The organism is Bacillus sp. FSL K6-0138, assembly GCF_037982765.1.
GTDB lineage: Bacteria > Bacillota > Bacilli > Bacillales > Bacillaceae > Bacillus > Bacillus glycinifermentans.
In genome coordinates, this window is record NZ_CP150286.1 from 2669917 (window position 1) to 2689185 (window position 19269).

Genomic DNA, 19269 nt, shown 5'->3' on the forward strand with positions numbered 1-19269 from the left:
TCCCCCTTTTTATAAGCTATATTATGTATTCGATTTATATTTTTAATTTGTTTTTATTTAGATAGGAAAACTCCAAATTCGTTCAATGCGTCTTCTTTTATGTCTAATAAAAATTTTAGAACTTCTTTATTCTTTTCTTTCTTTTCAAATAGATCACTACAAGTTATTCTAATTATTTTAATCGATTCGTTTATTTGTTTAAAAAATTCATCTATTCTTAATTTCGCTCTAAACAACTCCATTGAGCTGTTGGATCGTAATAATTGATGTCTAATATGTAGCCTTTCGTCTTGAAATGTTTTTATAATCTCTCCATAATCATTATCTGCTTTTAATTTGTTTTTTATATTTCTCATCTATTTTCCCCTATTTGTGCACTCAGTAGCGCCAAATAACCTTTTGTGAGTTCTTTTCTAATATTTTTTCTCTTTTCTTTATCTAGCTGCTCTTTTTCATGATCAACATCAAAAATCCATTTTTCTCCATACTTTCTTAATTTATTTTCATATGCTTGTTTGAAGTACTCAATTGTGTTATTGCTTTGTTGGCCGCATGGAATCATAATCTGAACCCCTCTCTAACTAAACTATTTATTAATATATTATCATTTTAATTGATATAAGAAGCTTTGTAAACCCTTTTAGATTATTTTTCCACGGCAAATAGCACATTCTTTTTGGATTTTTTGAATGTGCTGCATGACTTATGATTTTACTGAAATGGAGAACTTGAATTTTAATAAAAATTCTAAGAAAATGGAAAAGACGCTTGACTAAAGTGTCAAACGTCCAGTTATGTATAAAGTGCTTTTATTTAACTTTATGCTCCAACCGTAAACCCTGCAATAGAATAGCCGCTGTTGTTAACTTGGGAAGCAACGTATCCTACTGCCAGAAGAGTAGCTGAAACAAAGATTCCGATCAATAATTTCTTCATACTATCACCTCCTTTCAAGGATATCGAATTACATTACCATTATCTCTAAAATTTCTTTGTCTACTCCCAATTTCTCCAACTCCATTAAAGGCAGTCTACAAGAGAATTTATCACCGCTCATTTTAAAATACTTAACTGATTTTAAGAAATAATCTTTAGAATGTTCAACAAGTCCTTTGTAATAATAATGCAATCCCATTTCATTAGCGTCTTGCTCTAAAACCTCTAATTTAGAAAGCATTTTTTTGGCCTGTCCAATATCCCCTTTTCTGATAAGATAATGAATAACCTCTTGTCTATCTATGATTTCCTTAGAGTCTACATTTAAATATTTGTTTTCTTTATTCCATAAATTCTCTAAAAAACAAAGGTTCCTAATAGCAAATCGCTCATAAAATGCATCCCCTTTTACAAGTTCTAATCCTTTTAAAAAACAACTTTTAGATTTCTCATAATCAGTCATCATTAAAGAACTCCCATAGGTAAGAAACGAGAAAAAATTAATTCTTTTTACATTTGAGTTTTCCATTCCATATTTGGCATACTCCCGTGCTTTTTCAAGTTCATTAGTTCCAAAAAAACAGTTAGCTAACAACAGCATATATCTACTTTTAAATGAATAATAAACATAATTCTCGTTCCTGATAACGTCTAAGACGACGTTCTCACTCATATCTTTAAGCCTGGTAAACTGCCTTGAAGCAAGAATGGAATACATAGGAATTAACCTTGAATAAACCTTCATTTCAGGTGATTTAGGATTAATTTCTCCCAGAATCCTTATGCACTCTTCGATGCTTATCTTTCCGCAGTCGAGTTCTCTTTGGAGAGAGTATACCTTTCTCCATTCCTTACTGATTGCATTTTTAGCAGCTCTTAAGTTCTCGATATGAGTATCTAAAGCATCGTTTAGCTGATTTACACTTAAATATTCTAATCCTTGTCTTGCAGCAGACTTATTGGGATCTAAAGTCAATATGTATTCACTCATTAATTCAAATTCATTATCAGGGGAGACCCTTTGAACAACATCTATTAAGCCTTGGATGTTATCCATTTCTTTTTTATCGTTAAAAATAAACTGATGAAACCCAGATGAATTAGAATATCCAGCTACACTAGCGAGTTCTTTTTCGAGTCCTCGCTCTTCTTCGCATTTGTTCTTTAATAACCTTTTCAACTCCAATTCTTTCACCACGTTTCCCCTTTTAATATACATTCATAATATCATGGCGCCCACTTTCGGTCGATTATTATTTTTAATTTGTTTATAATTTTTAAATGCACAGAAGATCACTCTCCCCTGCGCATTACAGGTTATATAATATCTTCAATTTTCTTTTTTCATTAAGATATTTAAGTGCTCTCTAAGAAACTTTTCGAACTCTTCATCATTATTAAGGTCATTGAGATCCGTTTCTTTCTTTAATATAGTTTGCTGACTGTTATACTCACTTTTCAATGTCTCAATAAGCTGCAGAAAGCTTTTGTCGTGCTGTCGCTCCCAGATTTGAGTAATCAACCCTGCTATTCTGTTAATTCGCTCACCGTCTCTCATAGAACACCTCCAAATTAATTAAAGAAATTGTCTCTTATTTCTTCCATGGTTAATTTATATAATTCGTTTAATTTTTTTGGTCTTTTTACTCTATAAGAATTGTGTTTTAAAAAGTTCAAAAAATTCTCAAACAATTCGCCATTCGTTAAATATCTCTCTAACACTTTAAAAACAGGTTTGTTTTTTTCCATCAGACTACAAAAATATTCAAATTCCTCAATACTTAAGTAGTTATAAGAGGTAACATTTACAGGGAGGTTATTAAAATCCTCTTTAATGTCTCTACTTATAATATCTTTATGCTCCTGCATGATAGGTATGACCCCATTACCTACTATAATAAAATCCACTTTTTCCACATTATTTAAAAATTCAACATTAAGGTCGATCATTTCTTTTACCCTTTTGCATGCCTGCCGCAAAGGTTTTACTACAAATTTTTCTATTTCATCCTCAACAGGTTTAGTATCAGGCTCGAAAACTGTACTAAAAGATAGTCTAAAACTTTTCACTTCAATTACAATTAACCTATTTCCAAGGCGAATCATTATATCTGGGGACTTATTATTTTTTCCATATTTGAAATCCTTAGTGAATTTGTATTTTAATTTTTTACTTAAAGATTCTTTAAGTAAATTTTGCGCATAAACCTCAAAAGGTAGTCCGAAAAAAGATAAAAACTTATTGTTTTCTCTTGGATAAACATCTTTTACCTTATAGAATAAGAGTTTGAAAAATTCTTTTTTTATTAAATAAAGACTTATCGGTAAAAAATATTCATCATTTATAAATAACAGTGGTTTAGAGATAAAACCAGAAAAATCTATTGGCTTTTTTAAACTAGTTTTACAAAAGTTAATATAATGATCAATTTTTTGTCCTTCTTCCATTAATATGGTTTTTGCTGTAGAGTAAAGATTTGTTTTTTGAAAAAAATCACGCTTCATAGACCAATGGTCTGCGTTTCCATTAGGGTTTATAAAACCTGTGATTAGCCCAAACCATACTGCTATATAGTCCTTAATACTATATCCATATTTATTAAAAAAATCTTTGTTAATATCCATGTAATCGTTTTTATTAAAAAAGCTTTTTTCTTGTGCAATAGTTGTATACACATAATCCGTTCTCGCTATAGCAGCAGCAAAGTCATCAAAATCGTAACCACTACTAAATATCCCATTACTAAACACCTGTGATTTTAATTCTGAAATTTTCTCTAACCAAAGAGTATCATTAATCATTAATGATATATACCCTATCAAAAAAGCAAATTCCTCACCGTTCAGTTTGTTGTCATTATCTGGATTTCCATATGTAATTAGATACTTCCAAAATTGTAATATTGTTTGCTGGGAAAACAATTTATTGGGAATTATCGCATCTTCTTTAAACCTTATCCTTTTATTTAGAAGGGTTTGTACGAGTACTGTTTTGAAAACTTCTTCATCCATTTCGTCCGTTGACATTTTAGACAAAAAGATACATGTATCAAAGAATGGCACTCTTTTCACTAAGCTTGATATTGTCTCTTCAGTTGTTGCTTTAACTTCAAAACAATCACTAAATGTAGCTAAAGTTTTAACATTTTTTAATAATGATTTCTTCATCCAATCACCCAAAAAGAAGTTGTATTTTAAAGATGGGAATGTCCTAATTCATTTAATTATTTAATAAATCGGTTTAACAGATCCTTTGAATGTGAAAATACAAAACGATCCGAGTTCTTAACTGTATGAACATTTATCATTTTAACATCTTTTAAATCCAGATCATACCATCCCTCAAGGTCTCCAATGACAAGAGCAAGGCTCTTGCTTAAAATAAAGATATCACCTTTCAACCAGCCAATAGAATCCTCAAAGTCTTTTACTGAAATATATGGGTTATCGCTAGTTAAAAAATTCCTCTTCATCGGAGGTTTGATAAATGCCCAATTCTGTTTTGCTATTGATTCTGACATTCCAATTATAGTGTTGACAAAATATTGCCCATAACAACTATCATCAATTTCCGTATCTATTGAGAAGCCTTCTTCTCTTTTTTTAACAAATTCCTTAAAATTTATTTTCTTTCCATTGTCTTGAATAATTTCAGATTTAAATATTCTTAAATCTCTTTCGTTAAATATTTCTCCTGATTCCCCAGTAATTATAGCATTTTGGATTTCTTTTAATATTTGTTTCTTGGCTCGTGGGCTTCTTAAATATTGAGCAGTAATAAAATATGCGAGCTGTCTCTTATCAACAACATACTTATTTTCTTCAACAAATGATAAAGTAGGGTTGTAAACTGGTTCAATTTCATCAGCCAATAGGTGTTCTAAATCATATAGCTTTTGTTCATTTTCCTTATTAATAACTGTATATATGTCTTTAACAATGGAAACGCTAGCTATACTTTGCTCTCTAATCTCATATTTTTCTTTATCATATAGATAAATAGTCTTTTGATCTTTAGAGAAATGTTTTAAATATGTTTTTGGAATTGTATGTTGCCTTACAGGATTCTTTTGCATATGCTGTCCTTTCTCTAATTCATAATTCAATTAAAACGATGTTTTTATTTAGAAATCCTCGACCATATCATCTTCATCAGTCTTTATTTAGTCAATACTTTAGTTTCCGCGCCCCTTGCTTTAATCTCTTCCAAAATTGATTTCACTTCACTTTCATTTCTAGAGAGATGATTGAAACCCAGTAAATAAACCTCATCACCACTTTTTAAGCCGGCTATAAGTTCATTGAGGGCTTGCTTTTCCTCGCTGCTTTCAGAAGCAATTTCGCAATAAACTTTTTCTGCGCCTGCTTGATTAAGTTCTTCAATATTTTTAAGCAGCATAGGTTTCTGTATCTCTGAACTCTTTCGGACATATCCATAAATCATAATTTGTTCCTCCTCATCATTTTTTAAATTTTTGTCACTGTTTCTTCTATTTCTAGCCCAGAGTTTAAGCCATGAACTGTTTCTGTAATTGCAGTAACACCCTCAATAGATTTCATATACAACTCAGTGAGTTCTCTAATTTTCGTCATAGTCTCCTCCCGATTTCTAATATTCAGTTCCATTTCACACAAGACGCTGTTGTCTTGATCTTTCAATGTAACATTAAACCTTTCCAATTCAGCTTTCAGATTTTTAACCATTTGACTCCCCTTCTAACCAATAATACAAACACAATCTTATGTATTCTCCTTATTAACATTATACAACATAGGAAAGGATTAATGACCAAAATATGCAAGAGATAATACAAACACTGTTAGTCCTAGACTTAAAACACCAATAAAGATCAAATTGTCTTTCCAATTTTCAATAGTCAATCTCAATCACCTCATGTAATTATTTTTAATTTGTTTAATTCGATTAAATTGGCCGTAATCATTGTCGGCTGCTGTTATGTCTGATTTATGTTTTGTTTATACTTTTAATTAGGATTTAAACGGTAATGCTTTATTCTTCATCGATGTAATCGTACCAAGAATATCCAAAAGGATCACAGCCGTGAACATTTAATTTTACACCAGCTTTTTCAAAATCATTTATTGTCCAAACAGGTTTATCTTTTAATAAATTGTTCAATTTATTAAGCATATCTCCATTATAGTCGCCGCGAAAGCGTAGTTCATTGATTAGCTTTACATTGTCCGCTTTTTTGATAATAATTGCTGTTTCAGTTTGAAAAACTCTTCCGATGCCACTTTCAATATCTTCTTCCTCAAGGTCATACCCTGAAACATTCACAAACACTACAGCATTTTCATCTTCATGCAATTCAAAAAAGTAGCTGAAATCATTGTTGTTTAATTTGTTTACTTCCATCAAACCTTCGATGTCTTTAATTCTTTTATCACTGTTAAGCTCATTCCATTCGATATCAATTTTGACTTTGGGCAGTTTCATTTTGTCTCCTCATTTCTTTGATATTGATCTGTATTTGGATTTCGAAATTTGTTATTCTTATAAAGTTGACTTTATTTATGAAGGTGATTTTCATGGAGAAAGAGTTTGAAACAAAGGGATATGATACTTCAATTGTCTACGACTACAAAGAGTATCCAGATGCTCATCATGGCCGATGTGATAATTGTGACAATACCTTGTTTAAAAGCTCAGTTAAGGACGGCATATTCTTGCGTGAATGTCGCCGCTGCGGGATGAAGAAGAGTATTTAACCTCTCTTCTTCCGCTGCCTGTTATGTTAAAATGCTTCTTTTATTTAAAGTTACTTAACGGGAAACATGTAGCTAACATAAACGTCAATATCCCCATTCTTAAATACTGCAACTTTATCAACATCAGGCTCAATTTTGTTTATAATCTCTTTAGCATCCTTATTTTTCTTCGGTGTATTTGCAGTAACAATCCAATTCCAGTAATTCCATTCAGAAATACATGCCTTGATCTCTTCAGGGATTCTATGTCCGACTGTATAAGCCTTAATCATCTATTTTCTCACCTCGATTTTCACGGTCTACTCTTCTATTTTCAACAATCGTTTACCGTTCTTAATTTGTTCTATTTCTAAATTTGTAAGTTGAGGAGGCTTCCCCCTTCCACATTTCGCGCATCTTCTCCTTACCGCATTGTATTCGCCAATTATGTCTTGTTTTGGAGGAGCATAATGTCCACATTCATAAACTTCCATGGGTATTGAAATACTGTCAGGTGAAAATTCAACCTGTATTGTTCCTATTATTTCCCTTAACGGATTTCGATTAACTCTCATAGTTAACACCCTTTAAAATTGCATTTTATCGCAATCATTATTTCAAATGATATCCTTAATCTCATCAACAGATAAGCAAATAAATCCTTCATCACTGGTGCACAAATCATAGCGTCCAGTTACACTTAAGTTTTCTTCGATTTCTTCTTTTGATTCTAAATTCAAGCCTAGTTCAGGATCATTCAACAGCTCTCGTCCATTTTTTAAAATGATTTTTAACATGATTTCACCTTTTCCATTAAAATCGTAATTTTATTTGGTTTATTGTTGTTCAGACAACCCGGCTAAATAATCATAGTATGCTTCGTCAACCATAGCTTCAACATCAGGATCATCAATTAGATCTTGTTCATATAATTCAAATCTCGCATCTTCTACTTTGTCACTTAGACCTTCTATATACTGAGAAAAAAAACGGACTGAATTTTCATAGCAATTTTTCAATTTAGTTATCAATGCCTTGAATTCACCTTCATTTAGGTTAATTTCATAATGCATTATTTGATTTCTTTTTTGCTTTAAATAATCAAGGCTTCTCTTTAAGTAAGAACAGACCTCTATATCACACAACAATTCTAACCTTTTGATTGCTTCAGAAATACCTATTGTCTGCAAACCTGGCTTAACCTCAAACACATTACTCTTATCTCTAGAACGCATTTCCTCTTTAGCATTCATATAGGCTTTAATATCAACAAAAACTAAACACTCTGCTTTTTGTTTAAGAAGTAATTTAAAAAGGATTTCATTTGCATGATTCAAAGAAAGGATAGCATCTTTAACTCTATGCTCTCCCCCTTCAACAAGATAGTCAATATCCTCAAGAGAATTATATGAAGCTTTTAAAGAGTCTATCCCATTAGCAAGCAAGCTTAATTTCATTGTTTCCCCCTTATTTATATAAAAGACTGGTTTTAATCAAAAAATTCATCATCAATAAAATCATTTTCTCTTGCAAGTTTTCTCGGAGATTTATTGAATAAAAGTTGTTTTAATTTTTCAAACGCTGTAAGCTTTTTGTTTTTGTCTTGACAGATATGGCATACATAATCGCCGTTATCTGAAAGGTATACTAGTAGTTTAGTTACTCCTGATCTTTTACAAATACACATTCTATGCTGGCCATCACTAAAGGAAATATGCCCACAAGCATTTATGCTTGCAAATATCCCAGAGTGTTTTTTATGCATATCAGGTTTTATATAGTGTGCTGCCAATCTTCTACACCGAAGTGCATATTCGTATTCTTTTCCTTCTAAAGATTTAAATTCCTCATCACTAAGATCCAAAGAACATCTACCTGTACGAACTTTATAACAGTCTCTTTCACTTAATCTAAAATAAAATGAATGTTTCGTTGGATTTATAAGCTGATCCAAGGATATCCCCCCTTTTTGTCATAAAAGTATGATTTCATTCAGATATTCGGCAGCTCTTCAACGAACTTAACAAATTCATCTACGCTATCAAAAATATGATATTTTTCTAAACCATTAGCAAAGCACCATTGAGGAGTTTCAAAATCATCTCGAATCTCAACAACGAATTCAATACCTGTACAATCGAAGTCCTCTTCCTCTTCTAACGGTTCATAAAACTTGTCAATGAACCCTTTTACAATCCCAGGATCACTATATGTAACTGTATAAAATGTAAGTCCTTGATCTTCATATGTCTTTAAAGCAAATCCTTTACGTTTCAATAAATTCAATACATCTTCTCTTGATTTCACCATATTTCATCCCCCATTAAATTATTTTTAATTCGTTTAACCTCATAACTCAATTATATTACGGCTATTTAAAATAGTCAATAATAAAATAGAAATTTATTCATCTTTTTCGAATTTTATTAAATCTCCTGGTTCACAGTTGAAATGCTTACAAAGCTTATCAAGCAATTCCCGTGGGTATCGTTCCATGTCATCGTTGTACATTTTTCTAACGGTTTCTTTCCCATGATTTATTTCGGCACTTAATCGAGAAATTGAAATACCTGCCTCATCTGCAATAGCCTTCAAATTTGATCTAATCATTTTTTCTCACCTCTTATACAACTTTACTTTGACTATTTAAAAATGTCAATCAAAATTTTCCTATTTAAGAAAATGCCCGCGATTTTTCAAGTTGGCTGTTATATCGTTTCCGCAAAAATTGCCCGCAACTTTTTACCGCTGCTGTTATACTGTTTTAATTTTTTTAGTGAGCTATGTAGTATCTTAAAAAATCCATTTGTGTATCAAAATTTTGCCCGCAAAAAAGGATAAGAGCTGTTATACGCTTTATAAAGGGTATCCCTTTTTGGTTGCTTTAAACTCTTTTTAAAATGGTGTTTTTATTCAAATATATTTTCTTCTAGTTCAGCCATTAGAAAAAGGCGTTCATATTCAAGATCAAAAGCATCAATAAACGCCTTCTTAGCTATTGCGCTTGTAATGATCAAATTATCCTCGTTTGTTTTATCAGCCTTCTTAAAAACACTTTGGGCTGCTTTTCTAGCCGTGTCTCCTATTCCGTTGTTACTAATGTTAATCATATAATCTCTAAGTTCTTTCCTGTTCACTATTCATATCCCCTTTTAATTTGTTTTTAATGGTAGCAAGGCAACTCTGCATACCATTCAAGATAATCGTTAATACTACCGCCGAATCCCTCTTTATATTCAATATATCCCTCAGTAAGTTCATCAAGCACTTGCTCCTGCGTCCCCCATTCTTTGGTCATGTCACAGGATTATGGGGTAAGTAAGTATGATTTGTTCTGTCGTTTCGTGGAATAGGGTGTTATGTAAGTTCATTTTAAGCCGCTCCTTTAAGTTCGATTTGTTTATGCATAAAAGACAGCAAGTTCTTTTGTTGTTATACAACCGTTAGGACACTTCACAGTTTTAGGATATTCCTTTCCTAACTCTTTCAGCATTTTCTTTTTACACTTTGGACATATCCTATAAGTCATTTCAGCATATTCTTTTTCTGTCTTCATATTTGGCTCTCCCTTTCTGCTTTCATTTGCTCTATCCAACAGAAAACCTTGTCCCCTACTTCTGTATCATTCCATCCCCATTGTTCAGCAAGGAATTTAATTTCTGCGGGCAAAGTCTTAGCAATAATTTTTAATTCCATTTTATTTGGAACTCTTCCATAAACACTTACAAAACAATCATGTATATGATCAAGCAATTTTACTGAACCCCTTTTTATTTGTTTAAAACTCATGTTTTATTTAGATTTTCGCATCATTGCTCAAAAGCGCTTTAAACCGTTCGATCTCTCTTTCGTATGCAACCACTTTACTCAAATAAACATCAATATATACCCCATTGCCCTGTAAACCATCAGAATCATACAAATCTTAGTTGTTATTCATTTTTGATTCCATGTTATCTAAAGCATTTCGAATAGTTCTTATTTGGTCTTTTAATCGTAGGGCAGCTCGCTCCTTTTCTGCCTCAAGTATCACCAGGTTATTGATTATTTTACTTTCCATATAAATCCTCTCCCTTATCGATTATTAAATATTTCACTATTTCCAGTCCGTCGGCTTTTTAACCCATTTCATATAAAACTGCTGTTTTATTTCAACCAAGTTTATTTATTTTCTTGAGCTCGGCCGCCAACTCTCTAAAGTTCCTAAACCACGCTCCGTATTTAGTATCACCGTTGCCACAATAAACGTTTACGCAAGTTTCCTCTCCCTCTGAATAGTAACCTTCCCCATCAACAAATACAAAATATTTTATGTACATTGATTTTAGAAAGATATATGTCAATTTCTGATTTCTATTTCTTCTACTTCTTACAGCTTCGATAATCATATTTTCTTGTTCTAACTCTTCTTTTAATTTGAGATAATCCAGTGTACATTTATTTGTTTTCATTTTGCTCTCTCCATTCAGTTTAAAATTGTTGTTTTATGCAATCTGAATCACATGTGAAATGCAATCAAGTCCTTCAAACTCTATAACGGTCATAACTGTTTCAGTGTAATAAATGCCCTTAACCAGTTCATGGATTTCAATACCTCTAGATGACAAATAATCTAAGGCATTACCACTTCTATTGTTCAATGAAAATACAATTCCGTTTGCACATTCGAACCGTTTTGGATTTGTTGAAATCTTACCTCTTAAAATTTCCTCAATGGTTTTTAAATCTAAATGTCTCATGTTTAACCGCTCCATTCTTTTTCAATTAACATATGTTTCAAATTCATCTGCTAAGCTAGCATTAAAAAATCTTACACCGTCAATAAAATAGTGCACTCTATTTTCAAACTCTTTTACGTCCCCTAAATCACTTCTTTCTTTAGCTAAGTTTAGCCAATTTAATTCCTCATTGAATTGCTTTCTTATTTCATCATCGGATAGAATGACATCTCGTTCATAATCTCTAACGGGCTGGTTAGTTTCATCGTTTTTAACTCCAAACGCTTGTCTAATTATTGCGATTTGTATCATTACCCTCAAACTCTGCTCTCTTGTTCGTAAAACTTGCGTATCTAAATCAATTACTTTTTTCATTAACTTTTTATTTCTCATTTTCTTCCCCTCTTTGTTTTTTTCTTTTAATTTGTTTATAGTGTTTTTTAATAACGCTTTCTCTTATGATTTTATTATACTACGGCTATTTTAAATAGTCAATACTTATTTTTAATTTGTTTATGATATTTTTGTATTGGATTGATTTATTAAATAGGTCGCGTATTTCTTAGCATTCTGTTGTTAGCATTGTATGGACTTCATTTCCTTTATAAAAAATCCTAAAAGCCCCACATGTCTTGCAGATAAACCAATCCCCATGAGTGTAAACCCGCTTTTTTTCTAGATTATTCATAAAAGTAAATTCTTTATTTTCTGCTTTAAACTCAATAACATTATTAATCTTCGAAACCAGTTTTTTGATTTTTTCTTTCTTTGTATGTCTAATTCTGTCCTTTGCTTCGGATAGTTTTCTTTTAAATTCCTCCGGAATTCCCGTAAACTCAAGCATTACGGAGTTTTCTCTGTCTACTAGCTTGTTATATCTATTCATATTACGCCCAGCACGTCCAGTTACCGCCCAGGAAGGGTTATTTCCCCTTAAAGTTAAATACTTCACGTACAGATCATAATAACGCTTTTTGAACCGCTGCAAGTCCTTTTTAAGATGGTATATAATGCTTTGATTATCAGTTGTTTTAATTAGCTTTTTAACTTCATCATTCCAAGAATTAAACAGGTTTTGTATTTCCTTTGTGTGATCTCTTTTAGTTGTTCTAAAAATCCAATGTGCATCATGTTCGCGATCTTGTATTGTTTGATCAATGACATATGTTTCAACATCATCAATATCTATTTCAGGATATTCAAAGGCGTTTTCTTGGCTTTCAAGATCATTCGAGCTTAGTTTTTTAGCAAGTGAAATTGTACTGTCTGACTGTTTAGCATACCAACACTTAGAATAACGTGACCACCGGAACCCGACCGCTTTCATCTGCTCCCGTATCTCTTCGGATGGTTTAGAGCTGAAACGGATTTCAACACCGTTTTTCTCTTCGTTAAGTGTATATGTAACTGTTTCTTGTTCTGTTGTTTCTTGCACGTTTTCATTTGCCGCTTTGTTTGTTGTTTCGACTGATTCACCTGTTAAAAGGTTTTCTTTTTGGGCTGTGTCTCTTTTTGCCTTTACATATACAGTCTTTTCCGTGACCTCTTCCACCTCTTTCAACTCTGCAAAGTGAAAGCACCCTTTTTCAAAAAGTCTTTTGAAATTAGATTCGGAAAAGTACATAGTGTTTGCTGGATTGCTTGAACCCGTAAGCTCTTTATTTAATTTTTTATTCATTCTTACGAAAGATACAGACAATTTACCGTTAAACATTTGTTTTCTAGTTAATTTATAAACATATCCTTGTTGTACACCATATGTCAAAGGCTTATCAATTACAAGGTATGTCTGTCCCTCTTGAGCTTCTTCAATAGTCAGATCAATTGATACAGGTTTGACAACTTTTTTGATAACTTGTTTTTTGACTGGAATTAGTTTTGATTGTTCATTGATTTTGTTTTCTAAACCGTCGATGAATTTCACAAGTTTAGCTTGTGATTCTTCTTTATTATTCCAATCAAAGAAAGAAAAAGCGCGGTTACCTTTAGCAATGATTTCCCCATCTTTTTCGATATGCCAATTTGTTCGGCTTGGGTTGGCATGTTTAAAGACTGGATATTGAGAGACAACAACAGTTTCCATTTCTTCTTTCTGTCTCATTTTTTCAATGATTTTTCTGGACGTTTCTTTTTCATTTTCACTTGCTGCACTATCGTTAATTGTTGCTTGAAGTTTTGCAATTTTAGCATGATCAATAGTGTAACCTTTTTTTGTTACCTTTTTGCCTGACATACTTAGATCGTGTTTATAAATATCAATCAGAATTATGTAGCCGTCTTTTTCTGCAATACCATCCCATGATGCAGGATCAAAATAGTCAGTCATTGGATCACTGTTGTCCGGTTTATATCCGAATACATTCCAACCCCTTTTTTTAAGTTCACACATGATTTCAACTTTTGCCGTTCTTTTATCATAATAAGATAATGCCATTATAAATATCTCCTTTTAATTTGTTCATTCGACCTACCATTATATTATCATGACTATTTTAGATAGTCAATAATTATTTATGTATTATTTTTAATTTATTTATGTATTAGTCTGTGAAGGGTTTGGGATGGTGCAGACCAAAACATTTAAGGCAGCGAAGCTGTTTTAAATGTTTGTCAGCATCCCAAGGTTTTCATTTGTTTATTCTTTTAATTTATATACATCCTTTGTTTTACGAGACAAGCCTAAAAACCCCTTGTGTATCAAGCTTTTTAAAAATGGTTTATTGCTTTTTTTTTCATATCCTTCTTTTAAATTTTGTTTTCAAGCCAGTTTTTTAACAATCCCCTCATTCTTGCAGATGGAACATATATATTTATTGTTCCTCCGTTTCGTATAGCTGATCTCCAAATCCATTGAATCATCTCAGATAACGCATAGATATCTTGGTTAATTAATATTCCTTTTGATCTGAAATAATCGTCAATAGCTGGATTGACAAATCTGTTTATTGAATAGACTAATGTCTTTTTGTGGCTATATTCATTTGTTGCCTTTGTATTGCAAGGTAAAAAGCCTTTTGTGTATCCCTTCCCGCTCAATTTGCTTTTATGTGTTTTGAATGTTGTCCAAAGATTATCTTTTGATTTTGATTTAATAATATTTTGATAATAATTTAAGATATTATTTTTAAGTCTTTTATGTAGTGCTGAACGTCTTTCAAACCAGTTTTTAGATAATGCATATTTGTCATCACCTATTTTGTTTAATTGCCCTTCATATATCTTTATTTTGTCTTTTAGATCCGCTTTTATTTTCTTATCATTGTCTTTATTATAGTTAATTAGTTTATATTCATTCCCATCGTTAATTACTGTGTATAGACTGTATTGAATATTATTCAGATCATAATAATATTTTTGTATTTGGGCATCAAACAAATAAGTTAAATTATATACCTGTTTAAACTGTTTAAAGATATCGGCTGGAAATTGCCAAAAAAGAACGCTGTCGTTATGTAAAATTAAATTTCTGCTCAATGCTAATTGTTTAAGGTTTTGAAATTCTCCTTTGTATTCCCTGTTTAACTTTTCTTCATGTTCTGCATTCCAAACAATTTGACCGTTATTATTTATAATCCATTTGTTTTTAAACAGCATATCTAAATCATCTTTTGATATGTTTAATTTTTTTACAACCTCCATAGCTTCATCTAGGATTAGTGTATAGTTACCAGAATAAATAAGTTCTTTTGTTGTTTCATTAGCCATGCTAAATAATGCGTGTGTTGTTACAATATCTCTGTTTTCTGCTAAATATTTGTGAAGTGAATCAAGTTTATATACTGTTTCCCCTTCCTCGCTGTGAACTTTAGGTTCATAAAATTTTCTATTCGTACATGATTTCTTTATTCTTGCCACCTCATCAAGATAAGGCGTAATAAAAATAAAGTGTTCATCTTCTGAAGAATTATTCATCATATTAATTACATACGTTGTTTTGCCGCTTCCCATTATTGAATCAATTACTTTAACTTTTGTCATTCACTATCTCCTTTTAATTTATGTTATGTATTGATGAGCGATTACCTTCACTCATCTTTTTTGATTACGCTTGATTCCAAAGTAAACAAACCATGAAACCACAATAAGGACAAGCGTAACAATAAACACCGTATAAATAATGATCTGTGTTGTGCTGCTGAAGTATTGTTTATTGAACAAGAATAGAACAAAGCAAACAATAAACAATAAATGTGTTAGCCATAATGGATTACGCTTCATGTTTTATCATGTGCTTGATTGTGTTATACTGTAGGTGTAGCTAAGGGAGAAGTCTCCCCTAGCCTTGCTGTATTATTGGCGTGTACGTCTGCGATGCCTTGCCCGGATTCGCTTATGTATACGCCTTTTCTTTTGCTGTTTTTGGCGTTCCTTTCTTATCGCTGTCAGCTTCTCAATGATCGTTAAGATATTAAGTGTTAACGTTGATAAAGAAAGGACGGTAGCCAATACAACACCTACCTTATCAAGCACATTTTCCCCTCCTTTCTATATATTAATTTTATCACGACTCCTTTAAATAGTCAATCATTATTTTTAATTTGTTTATAATTTTTAGGATGATAGATAAAGAGTGTTTACGTTCGATATAACAAGGATTAAAGTTGATGAGTGTATTTGGGTTAGGATTTGATTGTAACGTCTGTATGAGGCTGTAAAGGTGGTTAGAATAGAAATAAAAAAGACCCAGTTATAAAACTGAGTCGTGTTTTATTTCTATTTTTAATTTGTTTTTGTCATTTTATGAATCCCTTTCTTGTTTCGTTCCTTTACTAGACCTTTCAGTCTTCGTGTTGCTTTGATTTCCTGGCATTCACCTTTTGCAACTGACAGCCTATACTTTGCCCATTGTTTAGTTGAATCATCTAAGCCCCAACAGAAACGCAAAAGAGTCATAACGTTTAGATCGTTATTATATTCAGCATGGGCAAACTCTTTAAACCATTTACCGGATTGGATAAGTCTTAACGAACGCTTGCGAGATTTTTCGCGAATGATTCAAAATTATCCTCCTTCCTCTAAACATATTATATATTCAATGAGTATGAAATAAAAGAGAAAAATTTAAAGGGCCATATCCCTTTTTTAAAAGATCCTATACATTGCTTTCTCATCATCGTTTTCAATGTGATTTTTCCACTTGGAAAGGAATTTATCTACTTTGTTGATGTGTTTTGAAGGCACATTCGTATGTCCCTCAATCGCAAGGTCGCGCTCAGATAAAACCTTAAACATTACACTAGAAATCGTTTTGCTTTCAAGGTTATCAAGTTCGGGCGCGAATTCATCTAAATGCAGCCCCCACGCTTCATTTAAACATTTCTCGAATTTTTCATTTTGACCCATAAATTTGATCGCTTTTGCCATTTTTCATTTCCCCTTTCGGTTATATATGTATCGATTAACTATATTTAAATTGTATCACGACTATTAAAGATAGTCAATATATATCATGTAATTATTTTTAATTTGTTTATGTTTGGATTCTCAACATACATAAAATACCAATCTATTGACACATTGAATTAAGAGAGTTGCTAGGCTATGATTTCATCAGATGGAATTATTTATGTAAAGTTCCATCAAAAAGGAGGAGAGTTAAGAGATGAAAAAAGTATTAAAACTATGTGTGTTGTTCGGTGTGAGTATGGCGATCTTATTAGGGTTCTCACCTCAGAATGCTTCTGCGGCTTGGTCAGATTGGCAAAGCTTTAATGGATTTAAACAAGGATGTCAAGTTCGCGTGTATACTGATGCATTGAACTACTCATCTAGAGCTAAGACAGTTGATGTGAAAGCCGAACAGAACGGTAAATGCGGGACTATTTATTATGAAATGTTTTTGTCTTGGAAAGGAGATTGGTCAATAGGAATGGGTGAAAATCTGCCAACAGGTTCGTTTACTTCCGTTACTCCTTTGAAATCTATAACTATCATACATCCGGAAGAAAAAACAGATGCTATTGTATATGTAGGCTTGAAAAAATCATCAAACGGAGAGAATTTATATGAAGCTAGGTCGAAATGGTTAACTATAGAATAAATAACAAAGGGGATCAGTCTTGTGGCTGGTCTCTTTTTTGATGAGAGGATTATGATACATGTGTGTTGGTGTAATGATGAGAGGATTAATTAATATAGTACAAATGTGTTAAAAAGAAAATAAGTCTTCGGCTCGCGGCTTGCTGTTATTCTCACGATTATAAATAAAAAAGAAATGTTTCAGGGTTATTGTGAACATTAATAAAATTTTTTTGAAAAATATTCACACAAACTATTGACTTTTCATTAATATGTGATCTCAGTTAATTCCTGAATAACGGTTCAATAAATCCAGTTATAACAGTCCTTATAACCGTAAATGGATTCCATATATTAGGTTATAGAGGGGGTATATTAACATCCAAATTGCGTCAAATAGGGTTATATTCGCCCCTAGCACTTCCATTTCCACACCAGGATCATTTTTTCGATTTCAGCCAAAATTCAATCGTAATTGCTATCGTAAAATTCATTAATATCAACACATTTCATCGTATCCCCTCCCCCTAAAACACTCTAAATCCTATGTCAAATCATTCCCAATCCCTTCTCCCCCAAATGTTTTACGATTAACTTCCCTCATATCTCCTAAAAAAACTTAGAAAACTATTGTCACCGTTGCCTTTCCTCAAATTTTCTTATCTCATCACGATGGCATCTTTGACCATAATAAACAAAAAAAGAGATGATCATTGCTGATCACCTAAATAAAATTCAGATTATTGACAAGTTCTGTTTTAAAAAATCGCACATTCCTTCAGTGTTATTTTCTCTCTAATAAAACTTTTCTGCGTTTTTTTCGAATAAAGAAAAAAACAATAACTAAAGTTGTCAATAAAAATAACATCCCTCCAGTTTCAATATTTTTAAGCAGTTTTATTTTATTAGACTGATCTAAAGCTTTACTAATACTTAACACCCCATTGCCATATTCTAATTTGCTTCCTATAGGTATAGCTGTTTTTGAGAGTATGTTTTTAATCTCATCATTTGATAGACTTTCATTCTGTTCCATAATAAGAGCAACGACGCCTGCCACATATGCTGCGGCTATTGAAGTACCACTTCTTTTTATGTATTTCCCATCTAGAGAGTTACTTAATATATCTTCTCCTGGCGCCAAAATATCAATGCCATTTCCTCGACTAGTTCTAAACCATCTTTTCTTATTTTTCCCTAGAGCCCCAACACCTATAACTTCATCATATTTAGCTGGGTATGTAACTGTATCATTTATAGAAAAACCATTATTCCCTACAGATGATATTACTATGATTCCTTTATCATGTGCTTCTTTTATAGCTTTATGTAAGCTTTCAGATTCCTTCTCACCTCCCAAACTCATAGAAATGATATCGATATTATTGTCAATTGCCCATTCAATACCTTTAATCAAATCATCATAACTTCCTGAAAGTCTCTTGTCTAAAACCTTTACCGCATATATATCTGCCTTCGGGGCAATTGAATTAATAACTCCTGCTAAATGTGTCCCATGCCCGTTTAAATCCTCATAATTATTCGTTTCTTTAAATGATATTCCACCTTTCATAGTTATTTCTTTGTTCTTTTTTTTACTAAAGCCTGAGTCAAGCAAGGCAATTGATATTCCATCTCCGTTAACATTATATTTTTCTCTATTTCCTATCACTTCTTTATATTGATTTTTTAAATACACTTCGTTAGATAATCCATATGTCTCGCGAAACGGGCAAACCAAAAAAATAACAGTTAAAATCAATGATAAAATTAATTCTTTTTTCATCTATTTCTCCTTTTATTATGAAATTAAGAATAAAAGTTCCTTTACACTATTGAATAATAAACCAATGATGGTATAATAATCTAGTATTTTTTATTTTAG

The 19269-nt window shown here is 31.9% G+C and carries 29 protein-coding genes; 2 read left to right on the plus strand and 27 right to left on the minus strand.

The features are described from left to right. Positions 1 to 53: 53 nt before the first annotated feature. The 9 genes from MHB78_RS14215 to MHB78_RS14255 form a co-directional block, all read right to left on the minus strand. Positions 54 to 356, minus strand: coding sequence for a hypothetical protein (locus tag MHB78_RS14215; protein WP_065894446.1), 303 nt, complete (start codon positions 354 to 356; stop codon positions 54 to 56). Continuing rightward, positions 353 to 562 carry a hypothetical protein gene (locus tag MHB78_RS14220; protein ID WP_065894445.1) on the minus strand — a complete coding sequence of 70 codons (210 nt, stop codon included), beginning with the start codon at positions 560 to 562 and terminating at the stop codon, positions 353 to 355. The genes MHB78_RS14215 and MHB78_RS14220 overlap by 4 nt, the downstream gene beginning before the upstream one ends. 402 nt (positions 563 to 964) lie before the next feature. Then, the gene (locus MHB78_RS14225) at positions 965 to 2131 is read right to left on the minus strand and encodes an AimR family lysis-lysogeny pheromone receptor (RefSeq protein WP_083217252.1); all 1167 of its coding nucleotides are present in this window, start codon (positions 2129 to 2131) and stop codon (positions 965 to 967) included. Positions 2132 to 2266: 135 nt separating this feature from the next. Next, on the minus strand, positions 2267 to 2494 hold the full coding sequence (locus tag MHB78_RS14230; protein ID WP_006640571.1) for a hypothetical protein: 228 nt from the start codon (positions 2492 to 2494) through the stop codon (positions 2267 to 2269). Between the two features lie 14 nt (positions 2495 to 2508). Beyond that, complete coding sequence (locus tag MHB78_RS14235; RefSeq protein ID WP_335498398.1) at positions 2509 to 4104, minus strand: hypothetical protein; 1596 nt, start codon at positions 4102 to 4104, stop codon at positions 2509 to 2511. A gap of 56 nt (positions 4105 to 4160) precedes the next feature. Further along, positions 4161 to 5012, minus strand: a complete 852-nt coding sequence (locus MHB78_RS14240) for a DUF4238 domain-containing protein (protein WP_065894439.1) — start codon at positions 5010 to 5012, stop codon at positions 4161 to 4163. 83 nt (positions 5013 to 5095) lie between these two features. Continuing rightward, positions 5096 to 5380: a recombinase family protein gene (locus MHB78_RS14245; protein ID WP_065894437.1), complete on the minus strand. Its 285-nt coding sequence runs from the start codon at positions 5378 to 5380 to the stop codon at positions 5096 to 5098. A 23-nt stretch (positions 5381 to 5403) separates the two neighbouring features. Further along, a complete protein-coding gene (locus MHB78_RS14250) occupies positions 5404 to 5640 on the minus strand; it encodes a hypothetical protein (RefSeq protein ID WP_065894435.1) in 237 nt (78 codons plus the stop codon). Positions 5641 to 5947: 307 nt separating this feature from the next. Next, complete coding sequence (locus MHB78_RS14255) at positions 5948 to 6397, minus strand: hypothetical protein (protein WP_048406372.1); 450 nt, start codon at positions 6395 to 6397, stop codon at positions 5948 to 5950. Between the two features lie 92 nt (positions 6398 to 6489). On the opposite strand from MHB78_RS14255, the gene MHB78_RS14260 reads away from it, so the two are divergent. Then, positions 6490 to 6669 (plus strand): hypothetical protein, encoded by a 180-nt coding sequence (locus tag MHB78_RS14260; RefSeq protein WP_065894433.1) that lies wholly within the window; start codon positions 6490 to 6492, stop codon positions 6667 to 6669. A gap of 50 nt (positions 6670 to 6719) precedes the next feature. On the opposite strand, the gene MHB78_RS14265 is transcribed toward MHB78_RS14260, so the two are convergent. From MHB78_RS14265 to MHB78_RS14345, 17 genes are all read right to left on the minus strand, one after another. Then, on the minus strand, positions 6720 to 6941 hold the full coding sequence (locus MHB78_RS14265) for a hypothetical protein (RefSeq protein WP_006640579.1): 222 nt from the start codon (positions 6939 to 6941) through the stop codon (positions 6720 to 6722). Between the two features lie 27 nt (positions 6942 to 6968). Then, the gene (locus MHB78_RS14270; protein ID WP_048356247.1) at positions 6969 to 7223 is read right to left on the minus strand and encodes a hypothetical protein; all 255 of its coding nucleotides are present in this window, start codon (positions 7221 to 7223) and stop codon (positions 6969 to 6971) included. A 42-nt stretch (positions 7224 to 7265) separates the two neighbouring features. Further along, complete coding sequence (locus tag MHB78_RS14275) at positions 7266 to 7445, minus strand: hypothetical protein (protein WP_048356248.1); 180 nt, start codon at positions 7443 to 7445, stop codon at positions 7266 to 7268. A 39-nt stretch (positions 7446 to 7484) separates the two neighbouring features. Beyond that, positions 7485 to 8105: a hypothetical protein gene (locus MHB78_RS14280; protein ID WP_096891761.1), complete on the minus strand. Its 621-nt coding sequence runs from the start codon at positions 8103 to 8105 to the stop codon at positions 7485 to 7487. A gap of 32 nt (positions 8106 to 8137) precedes the next feature. Then, positions 8138 to 8602 carry a hypothetical protein gene (locus MHB78_RS14285; protein ID WP_046132656.1) on the minus strand — a complete coding sequence of 155 codons (465 nt, stop codon included), beginning with the start codon at positions 8600 to 8602 and terminating at the stop codon, positions 8138 to 8140. 38 nt (positions 8603 to 8640) lie between these two features. Next, on the minus strand, positions 8641 to 8958 hold the full coding sequence (locus tag MHB78_RS14290; protein ID WP_046132657.1) for a hypothetical protein: 318 nt from the start codon (positions 8956 to 8958) through the stop codon (positions 8641 to 8643). 93 nt (positions 8959 to 9051) lie between these two features. Then, positions 9052 to 9258: a helix-turn-helix transcriptional regulator gene (locus MHB78_RS14295; RefSeq protein ID WP_006640584.1), complete on the minus strand. Its 207-nt coding sequence runs from the start codon at positions 9256 to 9258 to the stop codon at positions 9052 to 9054. 299 nt (positions 9259 to 9557) lie between these two features. After that, the gene (locus tag MHB78_RS14300) at positions 9558 to 9785 is read right to left on the minus strand and encodes a hypothetical protein (protein ID WP_065894426.1); all 228 of its coding nucleotides are present in this window, start codon (positions 9783 to 9785) and stop codon (positions 9558 to 9560) included. Between the two features lie 263 nt (positions 9786 to 10048). Continuing rightward, on the minus strand, positions 10049 to 10204 hold the full coding sequence (locus MHB78_RS14305) for a hypothetical protein (protein ID WP_157759329.1): 156 nt from the start codon (positions 10202 to 10204) through the stop codon (positions 10049 to 10051). Further along, positions 10201 to 10401 carry a hypothetical protein gene (locus MHB78_RS14310; protein ID WP_046132659.1) on the minus strand — a complete coding sequence of 67 codons (201 nt, stop codon included), beginning with the start codon at positions 10399 to 10401 and terminating at the stop codon, positions 10201 to 10203. Before MHB78_RS14310 ends, MHB78_RS14305 begins: the two co-directional genes overlap by 4 nt. Positions 10402 to 10799: 398 nt before the next feature. Further along, entirely contained in the window at positions 10800 to 11099 is a 300-nt protein-coding gene (locus MHB78_RS14315) for a hypothetical protein (protein WP_046132660.1), read from the minus strand. Positions 11100 to 11132: 33 nt separating this feature from the next. Continuing rightward, positions 11133 to 11387: a hypothetical protein gene (locus tag MHB78_RS14320; protein WP_046132661.1), complete on the minus strand. Its 255-nt coding sequence runs from the start codon at positions 11385 to 11387 to the stop codon at positions 11133 to 11135. 21 nt (positions 11388 to 11408) lie between these two features. Then, a complete protein-coding gene (locus MHB78_RS14325) occupies positions 11409 to 11759 on the minus strand; it encodes a hypothetical protein (RefSeq protein ID WP_046132662.1) in 351 nt (116 codons plus the stop codon). A 169-nt stretch (positions 11760 to 11928) separates the two neighbouring features. Continuing rightward, positions 11929 to 13800, minus strand: coding sequence for a hypothetical protein (locus MHB78_RS14330; RefSeq protein WP_231947452.1), 1872 nt, complete (start codon positions 13798 to 13800; stop codon positions 11929 to 11931). Positions 13801 to 14111: 311 nt separating this feature from the next. After that, a complete protein-coding gene (locus tag MHB78_RS14335; RefSeq protein ID WP_065894424.1) occupies positions 14112 to 15344 on the minus strand; it encodes a hypothetical protein in 1233 nt (410 codons plus the stop codon). A gap of 312 nt (positions 15345 to 15656) precedes the next feature. After that, positions 15657 to 15836: a hypothetical protein gene (locus tag MHB78_RS14340; RefSeq protein ID WP_006640598.1), complete on the minus strand. Its 180-nt coding sequence runs from the start codon at positions 15834 to 15836 to the stop codon at positions 15657 to 15659. 612 nt (positions 15837 to 16448) lie between these two features. Further along, positions 16449 to 16730, minus strand: coding sequence for a hypothetical protein (locus MHB78_RS14345; RefSeq protein WP_006640599.1), 282 nt, complete (start codon positions 16728 to 16730; stop codon positions 16449 to 16451). Between the two features lie 238 nt (positions 16731 to 16968). On the opposite strand from MHB78_RS14345, the gene MHB78_RS14350 reads away from it, so the two are divergent. Continuing rightward, positions 16969 to 17406, plus strand: coding sequence for a hypothetical protein (locus MHB78_RS14350; RefSeq protein ID WP_046132667.1), 438 nt, complete (start codon positions 16969 to 16971; stop codon positions 17404 to 17406). Positions 17407 to 18168: 762 nt separating this feature from the next. On the opposite strand, the gene MHB78_RS14355 is transcribed toward MHB78_RS14350, so the two are convergent. Then, complete coding sequence (locus MHB78_RS14355; protein WP_046132668.1) at positions 18169 to 19170, minus strand: S8 family peptidase; 1002 nt, start codon at positions 19168 to 19170, stop codon at positions 18169 to 18171. Between the last annotated feature and the right edge of the window lie 99 nt (positions 19171 to 19269).